The 17199-nt window shown below is 67.0% G+C and carries 12 protein-coding genes; 6 read left to right on the plus strand and 6 right to left on the minus strand.

What is annotated here, in order from left to right; genetic code table 11:
* Positions 1-27: 27 nt before the first annotated feature.
* From ACO06X_RS11025 to ACO06X_RS11045, 5 genes are all read right to left on the minus strand, one after another.
* Positions 28-1824, minus strand: coding sequence for a TolC family outer membrane protein (locus ACO06X_RS11025; RefSeq protein WP_421836335.1), 1797 nt, complete (start codon positions 1822-1824; stop codon positions 28-30).
* A 132-nt stretch (positions 1825-1956) separates the two neighbouring features.
* Complete coding sequence (locus ACO06X_RS11030) at positions 1957-2304, minus strand: PilZ domain-containing protein (protein ID WP_421836336.1); 348 nt, start codon at positions 2302-2304, stop codon at positions 1957-1959.
* A 2-nt stretch (positions 2305-2306) separates the two neighbouring features.
* Positions 2307-3932, minus strand: a complete 1626-nt coding sequence (locus tag ACO06X_RS11035) for a hypothetical protein (RefSeq protein WP_421836337.1) — start codon at positions 3930-3932, stop codon at positions 2307-2309.
* A gap of 20 nt (positions 3933-3952) precedes the next feature.
* On the minus strand, positions 3953-4681 hold the full coding sequence (locus ACO06X_RS11040; protein WP_421836338.1) for a hypothetical protein: 729 nt from the start codon (positions 4679-4681) through the stop codon (positions 3953-3955).
* 92 nt (positions 4682-4773) lie between these two features.
* The gene (locus ACO06X_RS11045; protein ID WP_421836339.1) at positions 4774-7014 is read right to left on the minus strand and encodes an ATP-binding cassette domain-containing protein; all 2241 of its coding nucleotides are present in this window, start codon (positions 7012-7014) and stop codon (positions 4774-4776) included.
* A 156-nt stretch (positions 7015-7170) separates the two neighbouring features.
* Here ACO06X_RS11045 and ACO06X_RS11050 point away from each other — a divergent pair, with 156 nt between their 5' ends.
* From ACO06X_RS11050 to ACO06X_RS11075, 6 genes are all read left to right on the plus strand, one after another.
* Entirely contained in the window at positions 7171-8577 is a 1407-nt protein-coding gene (locus ACO06X_RS11050) for an HlyD family type I secretion periplasmic adaptor subunit (protein WP_421836340.1), read from the plus strand.
* Positions 8578-8808: 231 nt separating this feature from the next.
* The gene (locus tag ACO06X_RS11055; protein WP_421836341.1) at positions 8809-11463 is read left to right on the plus strand and encodes a TonB-dependent receptor plug domain-containing protein; all 2655 of its coding nucleotides are present in this window, start codon (positions 8809-8811) and stop codon (positions 11461-11463) included.
* 107 nt (positions 11464-11570) lie between these two features.
* Complete coding sequence (gene ggt, locus ACO06X_RS11060) at positions 11571-13307, plus strand: gamma-glutamyltransferase (protein WP_421836342.1); 1737 nt, start codon at positions 11571-11573, stop codon at positions 13305-13307.
* Positions 13308-13311: 4 nt separating this feature from the next.
* Positions 13312-13845 carry a GNAT family N-acetyltransferase gene (locus ACO06X_RS11065; protein WP_421836343.1) on the plus strand — a complete coding sequence of 178 codons (534 nt, stop codon included), beginning with the start codon at positions 13312-13314 and terminating at the stop codon, positions 13843-13845.
* 253 nt (positions 13846-14098) lie between these two features.
* Positions 14099-15592 (plus strand): phosphomannomutase, encoded by a 1494-nt coding sequence (locus ACO06X_RS11070; RefSeq protein WP_421836344.1) that lies wholly within the window; start codon positions 14099-14101, stop codon positions 15590-15592.
* A gap of 103 nt (positions 15593-15695) precedes the next feature.
* Positions 15696-16256, plus strand: coding sequence for a VOC family protein (locus ACO06X_RS11075; RefSeq protein ID WP_421836345.1), 561 nt, complete (start codon positions 15696-15698; stop codon positions 16254-16256).
* An 18-nt stretch (positions 16257-16274) separates the two neighbouring features.
* On the opposite strand, the gene ACO06X_RS11080 is transcribed toward ACO06X_RS11075, so the two are convergent.
* A complete protein-coding gene (locus tag ACO06X_RS11080; protein ID WP_421836346.1) occupies positions 16275-17189 on the minus strand; it encodes an alpha/beta hydrolase in 915 nt (304 codons plus the stop codon).
* Positions 17190-17199: the final 10 nt, after the last annotated feature.

Raw genomic sequence — 17199 nt, forward strand, 5'->3', positions numbered from 1 at the left:
GTGATTCACGTATTGCGGCACCCGGAGTCAGTCCCCGCCGCCGGGCGCGGGCTGGGCGAGATCGGGCAGGGGCTGGCCGCCGCTGACCAGATCGAACAGCCCGCCCAGCTTCTGCAGCACACGGTATTCCGCCGCACGCAGCGCAATCTGGTTGGCGGTCTGCTTCGCCTTCGCGGCGAACAGCAGCTGTTCTGCATCGAGCAGATCGAACACCGTGCGCCGCCCACCCCGGAATTGCTGCTTGTAGAGATCGGCAACGCGCTGGGCGGAGGCGATTTCGGCCTCGATCGTGGCGATCTTTTCGCGCGCGGCGCCAAGGCTGGCGTAATCGATGCGAATGTCCTGCTCCACCTCGCGGCGGCGGCGGTCGAGCTCGTAATCGGCCTGTCGCAGGCGTGCGGCGATGCGGCGCTTGGTCGCGGTGGCGGCCCCGCCGTTGTAGAGCCGATAGGAGAACGTAACCATTGCGCGGGCATCGATGGCGCGGCCGGTCGCGCCGAGCACGTCCTGCCGATAATCGCTGGCGATGGTGAGGCCGAGGCGGGGCAGCGCGGTATCGGCCTGGCTATCGTACTGCTTGTCGAGCGAGCGGCGATCCTCGACCGCCTGCGCCAGGCGCGGGCTGCGCGTATCGATGAGGTCTACCGCGATATCGGCGCTTTCGGGCAGCGCGGCCCCTGCGGCAGGCACTTCGGCGGCGCGCAGCGGCATGTGATCGGTGAGGCGCTTGTAGGCATTGCGCGCCTGTTCAAGCGCGCTCTTCCGATCGAGCAGCTGCGAGCGCACGTTGTCGAGCCGGGTCTGTGCGCGCTCGACATCGGCGGGGGTGGTGAGGCCGAGGTCCTTCTGCACGGTGACGATGCGCAGGATCTTGCGGACCGAGGCAATTTCGCCTTCCGCCAGCGTGACGAGGTTCTGCTGGAGCAGCACGCCGAGATAGGCATTGGCGATATCGTAGGAAATCGCCTCGATCCGCTCGCGCGTGCCCCATTGGGCGGAGCGGTAGCTGGCGCGGGCGCGCTTGATGTCGTTGATGGTGACGCCGAAATCCCAGAGATTCTGGTTGAGCGAGATCGTGGCTTCGCTGCGGAAGCGCTGGGTGGCCGCCTGCGGGATGGTGCGGGCGAACTCACGGCCCCAGGCGCCGGTCACGTCGATGCGCGGCAGGTAGCTCGCGCGGGCTTCATTGACGGCGTAGCGCGCGTCATCTTGCTGGGCGAGCGAGATCTGGATTTCGGGATTGCCCTTGAGCGAGGCAATGATCGCTTCGGTGAGGGATTCGGTGCCTTCGGGTGTGGCCGGTGCAAGTGCGGCAGGGGCCAGATCAGGCGCATCGGTATCAGCGACCGCGGGAGCGGGCGGCGGCGCAACTGGACGCCGGGCAGGGACCGGTCCGGGCAGATCGAGCTTCGAGAGGACAGTGCGCGGCGGCGGCTGCGCGTCTGCCACGGCGGGCTGCGCGGGATCGAGCGGGGGAAGCTCGGCCTCCCCGCCGGGGAGCGGCGCGGCTTCGTCCACCATGCGCGCGGCGAGAGTCGAGCCATCGGGCATCGGGCCCTGCGGCAGGACCGGCGTGCGCACTTCGGCGGGGTCTGGTTGCGGGAGCGGCAGAGGCGGTGCGGGAGCTGCCTGGCGGACACTGGGACTGGGCACAGTGACGAGATCAGGTCCATCGAGCCCTTCCAGAACGTATGCCAATTCGGGGGTGCGAGGAAGGGACGGCGCAGGTTCGGCAGCGCGCGCCGCAGACACCGCAAGCGCTGCGCCGGCGGCAAGGCCGGTCGCGAGCGCCGTCAGCGGCAGTCTGGCAAGACGATGCGGCACCAAGCTTCCTTCATGACCTCCTGGAACCCGCCTGACTGTGAAACCGGCGTGGTTAATTACGGCGCAAGCAGACCCTAGGGGATAGCGCTTGCAGCCCCGCAGGACGGGGCTTTGCACCGCCTTGCGCCGGGCTCAGGCAGCAGCAGGATCAGCCGCACCGTGGGCGAGCAGACGCGCCAGTTCGTCATCGCCGAGCGGCTGCTCGAACCGGACGCCGAAACCCAGCGGGGTCGTCGCGACAATCTCGCCGACAAGCGCGAGGCCAGCGGCCTGGACCAGCACGGCATCGCCGCGGCGGTTCATCAGATAGGCAAGACGCGGGCGAAACATCGCCCCCCCGCGCGAGAGATTGATGAGGCGGCCCTCGTAGCTCACCATCTTTTCGGTCAGCACGATCTCGCCGTCGATCCGGCAATCGTGGCGCACATCGGCGCGCGAGAACACCGGGCGGCGGCCAAACGGGTTGAAATGCAGCGCCATCGTCATGCTCCGCGCTGGGCGTTGGGGATGGCTTCGCCGGCCGCCGGGAGATCTTGTGCGGAATGCTCGAAACGCATGCCGAGGCGGCGGCGCAAACGCTCCATTTCAAGGCGCGCATCGCCCAGCTGGACGGAAGCGGCATCCGGCGGGAGCGCGGCGGCGGCGAAAGTTTCGAACGCAGCGCGGTGTTCGGCGCTGCGCAGTTCAAGCCTCGCGATGGCGTCACGGTGGTGCGCGGAGGCGACGGCGAGGCGCTCGAGCCGCCGGTCGAGCCGCGCGGCCAGCGCGCGCATCGCGCGGCGGTTGGCGGCGAGACCCGCCTGCACGTCTTGGCGCAACCCCCGCGCATCACCGAACTGGCGGCGCGGCGAGAGGCCGAGCCAGCCGCCGATGCGGGCCAGCGCGGAAGGCGGCGGCAGTGGCTCTGCCGCCGCTGGCGCGGCGTGCGGCCGGTGCTGCGCTTCGCCGGAAAGGGTGATCAGGCGATCGAGCTGACGGTGGATTTCTTCGCCATCGAGCACGGCGGACCGCTCTGCCAGCACGCCGAGCGCGGCAAGCGTCGCGCGGATATGCGCGCGGTCGGCCGCGGCATCCTCATGCAGCGCGGTAATCTGGGCAAGCATGTCGGACTGGTTGTGCGCCAGCTGCGCAACGGCATCGGAGACCGGCCGCAGCAGCTGGCGCGGATCGGAGAGGCCGGCGACGGCATCTTTCAGCGCGCCAATCGCGCCGGCAAGGCCCGCGATCTCCTGCTTGTTCGCTTGCGCGCCTTGGGCAAGGCCGGTGATGGCAGCACGCAACTCGGCAAGTTCGGCGGCACCGGCCTCGATCGCGCGGCGAACTGCGCCGAAATCGCGCGACGGGCTGGCGGAGGCCTCGTTCTGACCGGCTTCGAGCTGGGCGAGGTTCGATAGCCAGTGCTCGAATTCATTGCGCAGCGCCTTCATCGCGCTGGTCATGCAGCGCTCGAGCGCGCCAAGGACCATCGAGGTCATCAAGCCGAACAGCGACGAGGAGAAGCCCACCGACATGCCGTTGAGCGGGGCCTTCATGCCCTCGATCATCTTGCCGAAGCTGTCGGTTCCGGCGCTGCCCGAAACGTCCATTGCGCCGATCAGGTCGGAGACCGAGTGGACGGTCTTCATCAGGCCCATGAACGCGCCGAGCAGGCCGAGGAAGACCATCAGGCCGGAGAAGTAGAGAATGGTCGACTTGCGATCGTTGATGCGCAGGTCGACATCGTGGAGCAGCGTCTGGACAGTGTCCGCACCGATCTCGAGATGGTCCTGCTTGCCGAGCTCCTCAGCAATCAGGCGGTACCCCAGCCCGAGCAGTTCAGGCTCGGAGAAGACCACGGCGGGCTGCGCATAGGGATCGCGCGGGCGCTTGGCGCGCTCGCCGTAATCGACCTGGAGGGCGCGCAACGCCACGACTTCGTTACGCAGCGACAGCACGTTGCGGAAGGCGATCCCAGCCGCGACCCCGAAGATCGCGAAGATCGACAGGTTGAGCGCCAGCTTGGCCTTGACGCCGTCGATGACGAACTCATGAGCATAGATGCCGAGCCCGGCGAGGACCGCGATGATGACGGTCATCTTGAGGAACTCGGCGCGGAGCTTTCTTTCCACGGCGGAGGTTCCGGTGGCGGTCATGGCTTGATCACCACGCGGACCATGTGCCCATCAGACGAGGCCGCGTCCGTAACCCGGATCTGGGTGGTGACATCGCCGGGGGCGAGGCCGGCACGCAGGAGGAGATTGCGAGTCATCGCCGCGCGGTAGAACGCCACGCGCTGCGCTTCGGAGACCGAGCGCGTCTGGGGCGCGAAGGACCAGATCTCGTACTTCATTCCGGCGCGGGCCTTGCTCTTGATGAAGCTGATGACGCGGGCGGAATTGGCATCGTCATAGGTCGCGGCATTGGGCGTGAAGCCGACCTTGAGCAGGGTATCGGCAGTCGTGACCTCGACGCCCCTGGCATCGTCCGGCTGTTCCACCGCCCTGACCTGCAGCTTCAGCGTCTCGGGCGTGTCGCGCGTGCGGATCGAAAGGCGCTCGGCCCCGTCGGTCACGGTAGGGGAGCGCAGCACGGCGCCGAGTTCGGAGACCGAGGTGCCGGCTTCGGCATCGCGCGGAGACAGCACCGGCGCGGCACCGGGCGCGCAGGCGACGGGCTTGCCGTCCTTGCCAGTACGCTTCTGCTGCTGTTCCTGCTGGATCATCTGCTGCTTGAAATTGGCGATGACGCGCTGCGAAAGCTGCATGACCGCCGCACTCATGATCACGAGCAGGAACGTCACCACCATGATCACGGTGGTGAGCACGTCCACGAAAGCCGGCCAGTGATTGACTTCGCCTTCGGCGGATGCGCCTGCCACGTCATGCTCCTTGGGGTGGCCGCGCGGAACGGCGCTCTGCCATGCTTAACCGGCCATAAGGTGGTCTGTTTAAGGGGTCTGGCCGGGGCTGCTCAGGCAGCTTCCCTATGGGCCTGTTTACCATTCTGGCTTCCATTCTGACTGGCCAGCTGGGCGAGCACTTCGGCCTTGGGCCGGTCTGCCACGATGCGGCCTTCCTCCAGCCAGATCACGCGGTCGACGATCTCGAGCAGCGCGAGGCGGTGGGTTGCGACGACCAGCGTCTTGCCCCGCGTTGCTTCGGCCAACCCGGCGATCACCGCCTGTTCGCTGGCGACATCAAGCGAGGCCGTGGGCTCATCGAGCAGGAGCACCCTGGGATCGCGCACCAGCGCGCGGGCGAGGAGGAGCGACTGGCGCTGGCCGCCCGAAAGCGCGGAGCCGCGCGGGCCGACCTGGCGCATGTACCCTTCGGCAGTGCGGGCGACGAAACTGTCGAGCCCCGAACAGCGGATCGCGCGGTCTACCACGGCAGCCGCAGGTTCGGGCATGCCGAGCAGGATGTTGTGCCAGACAGTGCCTTCGAAGATCATGGCATCCTGCGCGCTGTAGATCACGTTCTGGCGCAAGTGCGGGATGGCAAAGCGGTCCAGCGCGTGGCCATCGAGCGTGATGAGCCCGTGCCCGGCAGGGATGAGCCCGGCGAGCAGTTGCAGGAGGGTCGACTTGCCCGAACCCGACTTGCCGATCAACGCGACGCGCTCACCCTCGCGCAGGCTGAACGTGAGGCCTGAAAGGCTTGGCGCGCCACTGCCGCTGAACGTGTGCGAGAGGCCTGCGACCGCGAGCGCGCCGCGTACCGGGGCAAGGCTGACGGCGGGATCGGAAACATCGCGCTCTGGCTCGGTCTGGAGCAGGCCGGCCAAGGCCTGAAGCTGCGCGAGGCTCTGGTAGGCGCGGGCGAACATGCTGACAGTGGCGGCAACGGGCACCATCGCGCGGCCGGTGAGCAGCACGACGGCGATCAGCGCGCCGGTTGTCATCACCCCTGCCTTGATCTGCAGCACGCCGATCACGACGACCATCACGGTGACCAACTGGACGAGCAGGCCCGAGGTGGAAGCGGGCAGTTCGGTCCAGTGTCGCGCTTGCTTGCCTGCCATGGCAAGATGATCGGAAATCACGTCCCAGCGGCCTTCGAACAGGCCTTCGGCGTGGTTGGCCTTGATCGTGGTCCAGCCGCTGGTGAGTTCGGCGGTCAGGTCGCTGCGCGCCTGGACGAGCTTCGAAGCGCGGCGGCTGGCAAGTTTCAGCGCATAGTTGCAGACCATGCCGACGAGGACGAGGCCCAGCGCGCCGAGGATGGGGCCGAGCACGGTGAACCCGCCGATGGCCGCGATCAGCGCGAAGAGCAGGACGACGAAGGGCAGATCGACGCAAACCGTGGCGATGGCACCCGGTACGAGCAGCGAAAGCTGCTCAAGATCGCGCAAGGCAGTCAGCATCGCGCTGAACCCCATGCCCTGCGTCGGCGCGCGGGCGCGCAGCACGGTGACGACCGCGCGGTGCTGCACCGCCTGCCCCACGCGCGTGGCCACCGCCTCGACAAAGCGCGCCTTGATCTTCTTGAGCAGCAGTTCGAAGACCAGCACGAGTCCGACCCCGATCGACAGCGCCCAGAGGCTTTCGATCGCGAGATTGGGCACCACCCGATCATAGATCGCACGCATGTAGAGCGGGATCGCGAGCGCGCAGAGATTGAGCAGCGCGCTGGCCAGCAGCATCTGCCCCAGCGGGCGACGCTCGGCGAGATAGGCGCCGAGCAGCCAGGCCCGAGGATTGCGGCGGATGAGATCGCGCTCGTGTGCGTCGGAGGCGCCATTCACCGGATCGACCGGCCCGCTGTGCAGCGCCTCTCCGCAGAGCAGCGGCCGCAGGGCCGCGAAAGGCAGCGCCTGCTCGCCTTGCGCATCGCGCACGATGACATGCTCCTCGGCGCGGCTGGTGATGAGCACCGCGCCGCCACCCGCCAAGGGCAGGACCAGCGGCAGGTCTGCAGCTTCGGGCACGCGGTGGCCGATCGGGCGCCAGTGCGCCTCGATGCCGATCCGTGCGAGCGCGAGCGGGGCGAGTTTGGTGGCCAGCGCTTCCTGCGCCATCGGCAGTGCCGCGCCCAGCGCCCCGCAGTTGGGCTTGGCCCCCCGCGCGGCGGCCAGCAGTTTGAGCGCGGCGAGCATCGGGAGCGGCGTGACCATGGGCTGGCCTTGCGGGCTCGGCGGCGGGCTGCGGCGGAAGAACCGGCCCAATAAACCTGCGCGGCGGGCTTCCGGCCGGACGGATGGCGGTTCGATCATGGCATTTACCCTGCTTTCGCGCCGGGAGTGCCAGCTTATGGAAAACGCCGGATAAAGCGGGGCCTACGGGACTGCGCGTAGCCCGGCGGCAAGCTGAAACGAGGATAATGAACGGTAAATTCTCGGCAACACTCTTGCCTTGACCGAGGTCCTGCCATGCGCTTCGCGCGCCTTCGCCAATCCCTTATCGTCTTTCTCGGCGGGGGCAGCCTGTTCGACGACTTGCGCCCCGGCGAGGCCGAGGACGTGCTGGCTGGCAAGCTTGCGCTTGCCAGCCAGCCGATCGGCGCGGCGCTGCCATGGAGCGCGCGGATCGGGATCGGCGCGCCCTCGCGCTTGCTCAGGGCGCTGGCGATCACCTTCGTGCTCGTCGTGCTGTGGATGGCGCTGTTCTGTGTGGACAAGGTGACGCGCGGCGCGGGGCGCGTGCTGCCGATGGCGCAAAACCAGCTGGTGCAGCACCTTGAAGGCGGGATCGTGAAGGAAATCCTCGTTCTGGAAGGCCAGCGGGTGCGCAAGGGCCAGGTGCTGATGCGCATCAGCAATGCCTCGACCGGCGCGGCGATCGAAAGCGCGCGGACCGATCTGGTCGCCAAGCGCATCATCCTCGCCCGGCTCGATGCCGAGATTGCCGGTGCAGGGAGCTTCTCCCCGCCACCGGAGCTCGCCGCGCAGGCCCCCGAGCTGGCCGCGAGCGAGGCCGGCCTGTTCGCCTCGCGCCGGGCGCAGCGGATGAGCCAGGTGGGCGTGATCAACCAGCAGGCGCGGGCAAAGTCGGCCGAAGTCGGCTCGCTTCAGGCGCGGCTCGCCAACTTGCGCAATGAGGAACGGCTGGCGATGGAGCAGCTCTCAAGGCTGGAGCGCGCCTATGCCGAGGATGCGGTTTCGGAGCGCGACGTGCTCGACAAGCGCGCGGCGCTGCTTTCGCTGCGCACGCGCATCGCCGATGTGGCCAACCAGATTCCGCAATCCTCCGCAGGCCTTGGCGAATCCGCCGCGCGGCGGGGCGAGATCTGGGCGAGCGACATGGAACAGATGCGCGCGCAGGCGGCCCAATTGCGGCTGGAACTTGCCAAGGCCGACGAGCAATTCGGCGCGGTGCAGGACCGCGTCGCTCGCGAAGAAATCCGCGCGCCGGTCGATGGCGTGATCAACCGGCTCAATGTGCGCACGGCAGGCGGGGTGATCCGTGGCGGTGAACCGGTGGCGGAGATCGTCCCCGCCGCCAGCCAGGTCATCATCGAGGCGCGCATAGCGCCCAAGGACCGCAGCAACATCTGGCCCGGCCTGCCTGCCCGGATCAAGATCTCGGCCTACGATTCCACGGTCTACGGCTCGCTCGAGGCCAAGGTGGTCGATGTCTCTCCCGATGCGATCCAGGACCCGCGCGGCGGGCTCTACTACCGCGTGCGGCTTGATGCGGGACGCGCGAGCTTCGGTGCGGGCATGCCGGTTATCCCGGGGATGACCGGCGAAGTGGCAATCCGTTCGGGCCGCCAGACCATCCTGAACTACATACTCGGCCCGCTCATCCGCATCTCGCAGGAGGCCCTGCGCGAGTAGGCGCTATGGCGCTTAAGGTCTTCAAACCCTAGCAAAAACGTCTGTGGCAGCGCCGCATCGAATAATAGCAAAAATGTCACACAATGTCTGGTTTCGCATCTGCGGCATGCGGATTGCCCTGCAAACCAGTTTACACTTTCAATCGAAGGAATATCCACAGCTCGCTTCATCCAGAGGCAGGCCGGGGGGGCACCATAGTGCCCGGCTGCTCAATTCAGGGGGTACCCTATCGTGCGAAACCTTTCCAATCTCGCCCTGCGCGGCGCGCTGCTTGCTTCGGCTGCCGCCTTTGCCGGCGTGGCCGCTCCGCAGGCCGCCTTTGCGCAGGAAGCTGCTGCAGCTCCTGACGATGCCGCCGCTGCGCAGAGCATCGTCGTCATCGGCACCCGCCGTACCGACCGCACCGTTGCTGACTCGGCTTCGCCGATCGACGTGATCAGCGCGGCTGACATCAGCTCGCAGCCGACCGCGAACCTGCTGGACTCGGTCCGCAACCTCGTGCCTTCGTTCTTCGTCGGCCAGAACTCGATTTCGGACGCCTCGACCTTCGTGCGCGCGCCTTCGCTGCGCGGTCTGCCGGGCGACCAGCTGCTCGTCATGCTTAATGGCAAGCGCTACAACCGCTCGGCCCTCGTGCAGGTCTACAACGGCGGTGACACCGGCCTCTCGTTCGGCTCGCAAGGCCCCGACATTTCGGCGATCCCGGCGATCGCGATCAAGGGCCTCGAAGTGCTGCGCGACGGCGCGACCGCCCAGTACGGTTCGGACGCCATCGCGGGCGTGCTGAACTACGGACTGCGCGACAACGGCGGCTTCGAGCTCGTCGGCCGCTATGGCCAGTTCTATGCCGGCGACGGCAAGAGCTATCAGGTGGCTGCCAACGCCGGCCTGAAGTCGGACCGTGGCTTCATCAACGTTTCGGGTGAATACAACAACGACGGCCGCACCAGCCGCGGTGTGACCCGCCCGATCGCCGCGCGCTTCGCCGCCGAGAACCCCTCGCTGGCCGACAAGCTGCCGTTCGCTCCGCTGCCCGCGCAGATCTGGGGCAACTCGCCGAGCGAGGGCTGGAAGGCTGTCGTCAACGCCGCGTATGACGTGACCGACAACAGCAAGATCTATGCTTTCGGCAACTTCGCGCACGCCCGGGCCGAGCAGAGCTTCAACTTCCGCTCCTCGTATCAGGGCTCGAGCAGCTTCGAATACGACGATGGCAGCGGCACGCTGAAGACCGGCACCATCGGTGGCCGCAACTTCTTCCAGGCCCCCTACTACCAGACGCAGTGCCCGGCCGGTAACCCCACCTGCCCGGCTGGCGGCTATGTCAAGGACAGCAATGTCTTCAACCTGACCTCGATCTACCCGGGCGGCTTCACGCCGATCTTCGTGGGCAAGACCGATCAGGCCATCGGCACGATGGGCTACAAGGGCAAGACCGACGGCGGCTTCACCTATGACCTCTCGGCCTCGCTGAGCCGCAACTCGCTCGACCTGTCGATGTACAACTCGATCAGCCCGTCGTTCGGCAAGGCTTCGCAGACCAGCTTCGAATTTGGCAAGCTGATCCAGAAGGAATTCGACGCCAACCTCGACCTGACCTACGCGGTCGAAGCTGGCCTCGCCAGCCCGATCACGTTCTCGGGCGGTGCGGAATTCCGCCGCGAAAGCTACACCTCGACCGAAGGCGATTTCCAGTCCTACGGCGCCGGCCCCTACGCGATTGCCCACGATCTCTACATCCAGACCGCTCCGGGTGTGTATGCCCCCGCAGATGAACAGACCGCATCGTATGATCCGGCTGCCAGCGGCTACGGCGGCACTTCGCCGAAGTATGCCGGCACCAGCCACCAGAAGAGCTATGGCGTATACGTGGGCGCAGAAGCCGACGTGACCAAGCAGCTGACGCTGGGTGCAGCCGGTCGTTACGAGCACTACGATTCGTTCGGTGGCCGCTTCGTCTACAAGTTCAACGGCATCTACCACGTGACCGACGAGTTCGCGCTGCGTGGCACCGTTGGTTCGGGCTTCCACGCCCCTACCCCGGGCCAGAACAACACCGCGGTGCTGACCACCAACTTCCTGCAGGGCAACTCGGTGCAGGTCGGCACCTTCCCGGTGACCAGCGACGTGGCGCAGTTCTTCGGTGCCAAGGCGCTGAAGCCTGAAAAGTCGACCAACTTCGGCGTGGGCTTCGTGTTCCAGCCCTCGAGCGCGCTGACGCTGACGGTTGACGGCTACCAGATCAAGGTGACCGACCGCATCTTCATCTCGAAGGCATTCGTGGTGAGCGCGGCCAACATCGCGGCACTGCCTGAGCTCGCTTCGGTGGGCGTGGGCGGCAACGTCCAGTTCTTCACCAACTCGCTCGATATCCGCACCCGTGGCGTCGACGTGGTGGGCAGCTACCGGACCGATCTGGCCGGCGGCAAGCTGAACCTGACGCTCGCCTACAACTACAACCGCAACAAGGTGACCAAGTTCGACGCCAACACGCTCGGCGATGCCCAGCGCAGCGACGCGGAAAACCTTGCTCCGAAGCACCGCCTCAACCTCCAGGGCAACTGGTCGATGGGCGCGTTCTCGGTCGGCGCGGCTGCGCGTTACTTCGGCAAGTGGCGCGTCGAGAGCGACTATCCGGGCCAGGAATTCGGTGCCAAGGTCACGGCTGACATGGACGTGAGCTACACCTTCATGGACAACTTCAAGCTGACCGTGGGTGGCAACAACATCTTCAACACCAAGCCCGACCGGATCAAGGCTTCGACCTCGAACCCGATCTACACGCTGACGGGCAGCACCGGCGACGGCCAGATCTATCCGCGTAACGGCGGTCCGTTCGGCTTCAACGGCGGCTTCTGGTACGTCCGTGCGAGCGTGAAGTACTGAGTTCGGCCCAACTGGCCAAACGAGATGGGGCGGGGAAGTTTCGGCTTCCCCGCCCCTTTTCTTTTGTTTCCGGCGGGGGCAGAGGAAGGGCCGAGAGGATACCGACCATGGCCCTGCGCAAGACCGCAATCACCGCCCTCGCGGCACTTTCCCTTGTTTCCGGCACCAGCCTGCCCGCGCCGCTCATGGCCGCATCGCAAGTGCCGGTGGGCGCAGAGCATGGCATGGTCGTCTCCGCCCACCGGCTGGCGAGCGATGCCGGGGTCGAGGTGCTCAAGGACGGCGGCAATGCCGTCGATGCGGCCATCGCGGTGGCTTATGCGCTGGCGGTCACCTTCCCGGAGGCCGGCAACATCGGCGGCGGCGGCTTCATGACGGTGCGCCTTGCCGATGGCCGCACCAGCTTCATCGACTTTCGCGAGACCGCGCCCGCAGCGGCCACGCCAACGATGTATCAGGACAAGGCGGGCAAGGTGATCCCGCTGCTTTCAACGCGCGGTCACAAGGCCGTCGGCGTGCCCGGCACGGTCGCGGGCCTTGAACTCGCGCGCGAAAAGTTCGGCACCCTGCCCCGCGCGCGCCTCATGGCCTCGGCCATCAGTCTGGCACGCGATGGTTTCGTGATGGATCAGGGCGATGCGACGTTCCTCGCCGAAGGGGCGGAGGATTTTGCCAGGGATCAGGCAAGTGCCGCCATCTTCCTCGACAATGGCAAGCCCTGGGAGAAGGGCCATCGCTTCGTGCAGGCTGATCTTGGCCGCATGCTTCAGCTGATCGCCGACAAGGGCGCGGACGTGTTCTACAAGGGCGAGATCGCCGAAAAGATCGCCGCATCGAGCAAGGCGCACGGCGGCATCCTGACCAAGGCCGATTTCGCCGCCTACCGCGCCATCGAGCGCGCGCCGCTCGAATGCGACTACCGCGGCTATCACGTCATCTCTGCCCCGCCGCCGAGCTCGGGCGGGGTCGTGGTGTGCGAGACGCTGAACATCCTCTCCGCCTACCCGATGGGTGAGCTGGGCTGGCATTCGGCGCAGAACATCCACTACCTGACCGAAGCGCTGCGCCGCGCCTTCCACGATCGCAACGTCAACCTCGGCGATCCCGGCTTCGTGAAGGCCGATGTCGCCAAGCTGATCTCGCCCGATTATGCGGCGCAGCTGCGCGCCGGCATCGCGGCGGACAAGGCCACACCGTCCGTCTCGCTCGGCGTGCCGGGGCAGAGCCACGAGGGCGCGAGCACCACGCATTTTTCGATCGTGGATGCTGCGGGCAATGCCGTATCGCTCACCTACACGCTCAACGACTGGTTCGGCGCGCGGGTGACGGCGGACGGCACCGGCATCCTGCTCAATGACGAGATGGACGATTTTTCGTCGAAGCCTGGCGTACCCAACATGTACGGCCTCGTCGAAGGTGCCAACAATGCCATCGCCCCGGGCAAGCGGCCGCTCTCCTCGATGACGCCGACCATCGTGACGAAGGACGGCAAGCTCGCCATGGTCGTCGGCACCCCGGGCGGGAGCCATATCCCGACAGGCGTGTTGCAGGTGATGCTCAACGTGATCGACCACGGCATGACAGTGACCGAAGCGACCGATGCCGCGCGCATCCATGCGCAGTGGCTGCCTGATGTGATCTTCATGGAGCCCAATGCGCTGAGCGCCGAAACCCGCGCCGCGCTGGAGGCCAAGGGGCACAAGCTGGAAGCAATGGACTACTGGAACCAGGTCGCGGCGATCCTCGTTGGCAGCCCAGCGCTGGGCAAGCCGCCAGTTGGCCGCGACCGGCTCTACGGCGCAATCGATCCGCGCCTGCCGGTGGGCAGCGTGGCCGGGTACTGATGCCATGGCGTTCACCCATGCCCTCGCGCAGGAGGAGGACCTGCCGCGTCTGCGCGCGCTGATGACGCGCGCCATCGAAGAACTGCAGCACGGCTTCCTCACCCCCGAGCAGGTCAAGGCGAGCCACCAGATCATGGGGCTCGATACCCAGCTGGTGAAGGACCGCACCTACTTCATGATCCTCGATGGGGGCGCGCTCGTCGGCTGCGGGGGGTGGAGCTGGCGGGCGACATTGTTCGGCGGGGATGACAGCATCGTGGCACGCGAACCGCTGCCACTCGATCCGGCGAAGGACGCCGCGAAGATCCGCGCGATGTACGTCGATCCCGCCCACGCCCGGCGCGGCATCGGCAAACGGATCATGGCCCTGTGCGAGGATTCCGCGCGCGCGGCCGGGTTCAGCCGTGCGGAGCTGATGGCAACACTGGCCGGCCTGCCGCTCTACAAGGCCTGTGGTTATACTCAGATCGAGGCGGTCGAGGCCACCTCGCGCGAGGGCGTGAAGGTCCCGATCATCCGCATGGGCAAGCCGCTTTAGAGGCGCTCCGCCGACGACCGGCACCGGGCGGCAGGCTGCCCTGCGGGAACAAACCGGCCCCGCCCGCCATTTTGCCCAAGCACACCGCGCGGAGCATACTGCCTGGAGCATGACCTGCGACGGGCCGCACGACTTGGGTCTTGAACCTTGCGGCGCGGCAGGCGAAGAGCATCGTGCATCTGCGCCCCTGCGATCGGGCTGCGTGCACGCACCTGCACCGATCCGGTGCAGGCAAACGGATCGGGACAATCGCATGGCGCAGATTACGGTGAAGGACCTCATGGCCGAGAGCGACGTGGCTTTCGGGACGAGCGGCGCGCGGGGCACCGTCGTCGCGATGACCGACCGGGTCTGCTACGGCTATACGCGCGGGTTCCTGTCGTACCTTTCCGGCCTTGGCGAGTTCCAGCCCGGCGGCCGCGTGGCCCTTGCCGGAGACCTGCGCCCCAGCACGCCGCGCATCCTTGCAGCCTGTGCCCGCGCTGTCCGCGATTGCGGCGGCGTGCCCATGTTCTGCGGCTATGTGCCGACACCGGCGCTGGCGCTCTACGGGTTCGCCGAAGGCATGCCCAGCCTGATGGTCACCGGCAGCCATATCCCGGCGGACCGCAACGGCATCAAGTTCTACCGGCCCGCCGGAGAAGTGCTCAAGACGGACGAGGCCGGGATGTCCGCCCAGCCGGTCCCGCTGCCGGAGGGCACTTTCACGGCGGAGGGCATGCTGACGCAGGCGGAAACGCTGCCGCCCGTCACCGACGTGGAGACCGCCTATGTCCAGCGCTACCTCGATCACTTCGGGCCGGGCGCGCTCAGCGGCAAGCGCGTCGGGATCTACCAGCATTCAGCAGTAGGGCGCGACATTCTCGCCCGCATCGTGCGCGAGCTTGGCGCGGAGATCGAGCTGCTCGGGCGCTCCGATACGTTCATCCCGGTCGATACCGAGGCGATCCGCGATGAAGACGTCGTCCTCGCGCGGGACTGGGCGCGCGGCGGCACGTTCGATGCCATCGTCTCCACTGATGGCGATTCCGACCGCCCCTTGCTTGCGGACGAGACCGGCACCTGGATGCGCGGCGATGTGCTGGGCATCCTTTCGGCAGCCCGCGTCGGCGCGTCGGCGGTTGTCACGCCCGTCAGCAGCAACACCGCGCTCGAACTTTCGCACCTGTTCCCGCGCTGCCGGCGCACGCGGATCGGTTCGCCCTATGTGATCGCCGCCATGAGCGAGGAGCAGCACGCGCCATCCGATGTGGTCTGCGGCTATGAAGCGAACGGCGGCTTCCTGCTCGGCTCGGACATCACCGGCGCGGGCGGCGGGACGACCACGGCACTGCCGACGCGCGATGCGGTGCTGCCGATCCTGCTGGTGCTGACCGCACCAGGCGGGAGCGTTTCACAGCAATTGGCGAGCCTGCCGCAGCGCTTCACGTTCAGCGACCGGCTTCAGGCATTTCCCCCGGCACTCAGCGAGCAGCTCTTCGCCATGCTGAAGGCGGGTTCGGCGGCCGAGCAGCTGGCGTTGCAAACGCGGCTATTCGGGGCCTTTGCCGGCGAGGCGACCATCATCGACACGACCGACGGGGTCCGCGCGACGTTCAGCAGCGGCGAGATCATCCACTTGCGCGGATCGGGCAACGCGCCCGAACTGCGCTGCTATACCGAGGCGGACAGCGAAGCGCGCGCTGCCGCGCTGAACCGCGATGCCCTGACCAGCGTGACGGCGGAGCTCGGTATGCCTGCGGATTGAGCCGGGCGGACCAAGCGCTTCTGACAGCAGACGACGCGCGGTTACGGGGTTATCGATCAAGGCGCTTCGGAAAGCCGGAGCGCGTTCTGCAAGGAGTGATCGCATGACCCGGTCCTGCCAGCTGTTTCAGCATGCCTATTTCGTGAAGAGCATCGACGCGGCGGCGGAGAAGTGGGCGGAGGCGTTTGGCGCCGGGCCCTTCTTCATGGCGCGCCACCATCGGTGCGAGGAATTCACCTATCGCGGCACCGCGGTCGAGGCCGATGTCTCCTACGCGTTCGGCTATCTCGGCGATACGATGATCCAGTTCATCGAACAGCATGACGACCAGCCGTCGATCTACCGCGACATGTACGGGGACGGCGAGGAAGGCTTCCACCACATCGCCTATCTCGTTTCCGACTTCGCCGCCGAGCGCCAGCGCTGGCTCGACATGGGCTATGCGCTCGCGACCGAACTCTACGCCGATCAAGTGAATGCCGCCTATTTCGACACCCGCTCGCTGAACGGCGGCTTCACCGAGATCCACGGCGATCCGCCCCATATCATGGGCCTGTTCGGCGTATGGAAGCGCGCGCACGAAGCCCGCGACGCAAACACCCCGGCGACGGTCGAAAGCGGGGCCATCAAGACCTACCAGCGCGCGCCACTTTTGCCGAAGTGATGTTCGCATCCAGCGGGCTTACGGCTGCGGCTGTTTCAGAAACTCCGATGCTTCGATGATCGCCTGTTCGGCTTCCGGCAGGATCCCGACAAAGACCGGCCAGACATGCGGCATACCCGGCCACAGGCTCAGTTTGAGCCAGCCACCCGCCTGCCAGACCGCATCGGCAAATCGCACCGCCTGTTCGCGCAGCGCCTCTGCGCCGCTTGCCTGAAGCAGCACTGGCGGAAAGTCTGCCAGCGTTTTGGCAGTGGTCCGCAGGACCGAGATTCTGGGGTCGAGCAGGTCCACCCCCGGAGCATAGATCTGCGCCACGCCCGCCGTGGACAACGGGTCCACCACCGGATCCCTGAGCGGCGCGGCAAATCGATCGGCCGGCAAGTCCGCCGCAAGAAACGGTGACACGAGCCAGAGCGCATGTGGCACCTGCAATCCTTCTTCGATGCAGCGGGCAGCGGCAGCCACGGCGAGATTCCCGCCGGCAGAATCCCCCGAAACCGCCACTCGGGCAGTGCCTTGTCCCTCTGGCCCCATGACCTGCGCATGGGCCAGCGCCGCCATCGCATCGTCGAGCCCGGCTGGGAACGGGTGTTCAGGCGCCAGGCGATAGGCCGGCAGCAGCACCGCCTGCCCGGTTCGGTAAGCGATTTCGGCCGCGAACGCGCGGTGGCTGGAAATCGAGCCGGCAGACCAGCCACCGCCATGCAGATGCACGATGCGCTGGCTGGTCGAGGCGCCGTGCGGCACCAGCCATTCGGCCTCGAGCGGACCAATCATGATCGGCAGACGGCGGCACGCGGCCAATCCTTCACCGGAGGCACCCATGCCGTAGTCTTCGACCATGGCGCGCATCGCCGCCAGCGGGCTGTCCCCGGCAGTGGGCGGCGATGCGAGGTGGGCAAAGATGCGGTCAAGATCGGGGCGATCGGCCATGGGCATCACT

This window comes from Novosphingobium sp. (assembly GCF_965229225.1).
Lineage (GTDB): Bacteria > Pseudomonadota > Alphaproteobacteria > Sphingomonadales > Sphingomonadaceae > Novosphingobium.

Bases quoted from the DNA above. Each gene is read 5' to 3' on its own strand.
- ACO06X_RS11030 (WP_421836336.1), bottom strand. From the start codon at position 2,304: ATGGCGCTGCATTTCAACCCGTTTGGCCGCCGCCCGGTGTTCTCGCGC.
- ACO06X_RS11045 (WP_421836339.1), bottom strand. From the start codon at position 7,014: ATGATCGAACCGCCATCCGTCCGGCCGGAAGCCCGCCGCGCAGGTTTA.
- ACO06X_RS11050 (WP_421836340.1), top strand. From the start codon at position 7,171: ATGCGCTTCGCGCGCCTTCGCCAATCCCTTATCGTCTTTCTCGGCGGG.
- ggt (WP_421836342.1), top strand. From the start codon at position 11,571: ATGGCCCTGCGCAAGACCGCAATCACCGCCCTCGCGGCACTTTCCCTT.
- ACO06X_RS11065 (WP_421836343.1), top strand. From the start codon at position 13,312: ATGGCGTTCACCCATGCCCTCGCGCAGGAGGAGGACCTGCCGCGTCTG.
- ACO06X_RS11070 (WP_421836344.1), top strand. From the start codon at position 14,099: ATGGCGCAGATTACGGTGAAGGACCTCATGGCCGAGAGCGACGTGGCT.
- ACO06X_RS11075 (WP_421836345.1), top strand. From the start codon at position 15,696: ATGACCCGGTCCTGCCAGCTGTTTCAGCATGCCTATTTCGTGAAGAGC.
- ACO06X_RS11080 (WP_421836346.1), bottom strand. From the start codon at position 17,189: ATGGCCGATCGCCCCGATCTTGACCGCATCTTTGCCCACCTCGCATCG.